The 2,817-nt window shown below is 58.9% G+C and carries 3 protein-coding genes; all 3 read right to left on the reverse strand.

The window, feature by feature from the left end:
- Positions 1-81: 81 nt before the first annotated feature.
- The 3 genes from Q2B33_RS23685 to Q2B33_RS23695 all read right to left on the reverse strand — a co-directional run bounded on the left by Q2B33_RS23685 (position 82) and on the right by Q2B33_RS23695 (position 2,779).
- A complete protein-coding gene (locus tag Q2B33_RS23685; protein WP_300570342.1) occupies positions 82-1,095 on the reverse strand; it encodes an aldo/keto reductase in 1,014 nt (337 codons plus the stop codon).
- A 39-nt stretch (positions 1,096-1,134) separates the two neighbouring features.
- On the reverse strand, positions 1,135-1,626 hold the full coding sequence (locus Q2B33_RS23690) for an immunity 22 family protein (RefSeq protein WP_300570339.1): 492 nt from the start codon (positions 1,624-1,626) through the stop codon (positions 1,135-1,137).
- A 91-nt stretch (positions 1,627-1,717) separates the two neighbouring features.
- The gene (locus Q2B33_RS23695) at positions 1,718-2,779 is read right to left on the reverse strand and encodes a zinc-binding dehydrogenase (protein ID WP_300570336.1); all 1,062 of its coding nucleotides are present in this window, start codon (positions 2,777-2,779) and stop codon (positions 1,718-1,720) included.
- Positions 2,780-2,817: the final 38 nt, after the last annotated feature.

Consider the following 2,817-nt stretch of genomic DNA (forward strand, 5'->3'; position numbering starts at 1 on the left):
TGACTGGTTCATTCGCATGATTACATTAGGCAGCATTCAGCGTTATGCAGTATACATGCCCATCGGCTCCTATACAATGGCTCACTTCAAAACCAAGCCCTCCGGATCCCACAGATCCTCCCAGCCCCGGGCCCCTTCCCAGAGGAACACCTGCCCCTTGATCAGGCGGCAGTTCCTGTCCTCTCCGGCGATGGCCTCCATCTCTTCCTCCGTCAGCGGGTCTTCCGTGGCACACCTCAGGTTCGCCTTGTACTGGTCAGGCTTCACGGAGAAGGGGATGGGCACCTGCCCCCGCTGCACAGCCCATTTCAGGCAGATCAATGCGGGGTGCACCCCATGGGCTTTTGCCGCCCGAACCACTGCGGGCAGCTCCCCGTCCGCCACGTCCTGGGCCGTCCTGTCCCGCTCCGGCCTGGAGGGGGAGCCGATAGGGCAGTAGCCGATGGGCAGGATGCCATGCCCCCGCGCATAGGCGAAGAGCTCCGGCTGCTGGAAGGACGGATGCAGCTCCATCTCCAGGGCCGCCGGCTGTATGCGGCACAGGGGCAGCACGGCCTCCAGCTTCGGCACGGTCATATTGCTCATGCCGATGTAGCGCACCAGGCCTTTGTCCACCAGCTCCTCGCACTGCCGCCAGGTGGCCATGAACTCCTCCACCGAAAAGGGCCTGGAGTCCGGGTTCCTGGAATCCCCTGCGCAGCCCGGCGCGTGGTAGTTGGGGAAGGGCCAGTGGACGAAGTAGAGATCCAGATAGTCCAGCCCCAGATCCTCCAAGCTCTTTTTACAGGACGCCATCACCTGCCCCGCACCGTGCATGTCGTTCCACACCTTGGAGGTGACGAAAAGCTCCCTGCGCTCCACTGCGCCTTCCGCAAAAAGGCGGCCCAGGGCCTGTCCTATCCTGTCCTCGTTCTGATAGACCGCCGCGCAGTCGATGAACCGATAACCGTATCTCACCGCGCCGTATACGGCTCCCGCGATTTCCTCCGGGCCGTACTTGTCCGAGCCGAAGGTCCCCAGCCCCAGGCAAGGAATCCGCTCCCCGCCCCGCAGCGTCACTGTGGGGATTCTGCCCTGTTCTATTTCGTTTGCCATCTTCATGCCTCCTTTGAAACCAATCCCTGTAGACTATATCTAATACTTCGCATATCCTACGAACTGCAGGCTCACATCCTCATGCTCTGCGTTGATGATGCCACCATCGTATTTGAAGTTATACAAGACCACTGCCGCATTGCATTTTGGGATTCTTTTTTTCACCACATTTTTTATTTCCTCCAGAAAAGATTCACTGTATGAAAATCCTGCAAGCAATTCTTCCAGATTCTCCGTACACTCCTCACGGACTGCTGCCTCACGAAAATCTTCATCAAAAGACATCCCGAAATCATATTCGAAACGATTGAAGAACTCATAGTGAAACGCTTTCTTCAGTTCTTCTTCACAGAGCCGGGCCCGATTAGCCGGATCAAACAGTTCCTTCCAGATTTCTCCGGGTTCTGTTCCGTCCTCATAATCATCTTCCAGATAAATTGTTGACAGATATTCATCTAATGTATCATAGTCCGTGCATCTTCCAACCCAGACCGAGACATAGCCATCCTGATTATCATAGTCATAAATCATGTCCCCTCCCCCCTTTCCACCAGGTCTGCTTCCTTTCGCCGAGCATATAAGCAGAATAAATCTCCAGTCGTGCAGATCTGCCGCGCAGCTTCTACTCCGGGAATGTCACCGCCACCTTGCCGCACTGCCCTTCCGCCATCAGCCGATAAGCCTCAGACGCTTTTTCGATAGGAAATTCATGGGTAATCAGATCCTCCGGATGGATGCCCCAGCGCACCAGGCGCTCCACCAGCTCCTCCATCTTCCACAGCGACGTCACCCAGGAGCCGTAGATGGTCTTCTGCCCGTGGATGATGTCGGGGCTGGGGTTGAAGGTACAGGTGCCGCCCTCCCCTACGAAGGCAATCTTGCCCCACTCCCTGGTGGCCCGGATGGCAAGCTGCCTACCCGCGTCATTGGCGGAGGCATCGATGGCCCGCTCCACGCCCCTGCCTCCCGTGACGGCCAGGATTTCCTCCAGAGTGTCCTCGCCGGGCTTGAACACATAGTCCGCCAGGCCCAGCTTCTTCGCCAGCTCGATGCGGTATTCGTTCATCTCCACACCGATCAGCCGGTTGGCACCCATGGCCTTGGCCAGCATCAGCGCCGCCAGGCCCACAGGCCCCAGGCCCGTCACCAAGACGCAATCGTTGCCGCAGATGCCGATCTTCTCGATGGCCTCGTAGACCGTGCCGAAGCCGCAGGCCACCTGGGCCCCGTCCTTGTAGGTCAGCTCGTCGGGCAGCTCGATGAGGTCCTTCTCCTCCGCCAGGATATAGGGGGCCATGCCGCCGTTGCGCTGCCAGCCGTAGGCCTGGCGGAATCTGCTCTTGCAGGATATGTAATAGCCCCTCCGGCAGTCGTTACAGACTCCGCAGCCGGAGATATGGTACACGATGACCCTGTCGCCCTTCTTGAAGCGCTTCAGGCCTTCCCCCTCCTCCACGATGACGCCGCAGGGCTCGTGGCCCGCCACCATGCCGGGGATGTACCCCTCGGGCCCTTTTCCCGTGTGCTCCCTGTAGATGCAGCGGATGTCGCTGCCGCAGATCGTGGTGGCTTTGGTCTGCACCAGCACCTGTCCGTGCCCAGGCGCGGGCACCTCGAAATCCCTCAGTTCCACCGTGCTGTCGCCGGGCAGAACCGCCCCCTTCATCAACATTTTTACAGCCATGCACTCCCTCGCTTTCCGCAAGCCTATCGCCTGCTGAT

This window comes from uncultured Acetatifactor sp. (genome assembly GCF_948601915.1).
In the GTDB taxonomy this organism is placed as follows: Bacteria; Bacillota; Clostridia; order Lachnospirales; family Lachnospiraceae; genus Acetatifactor.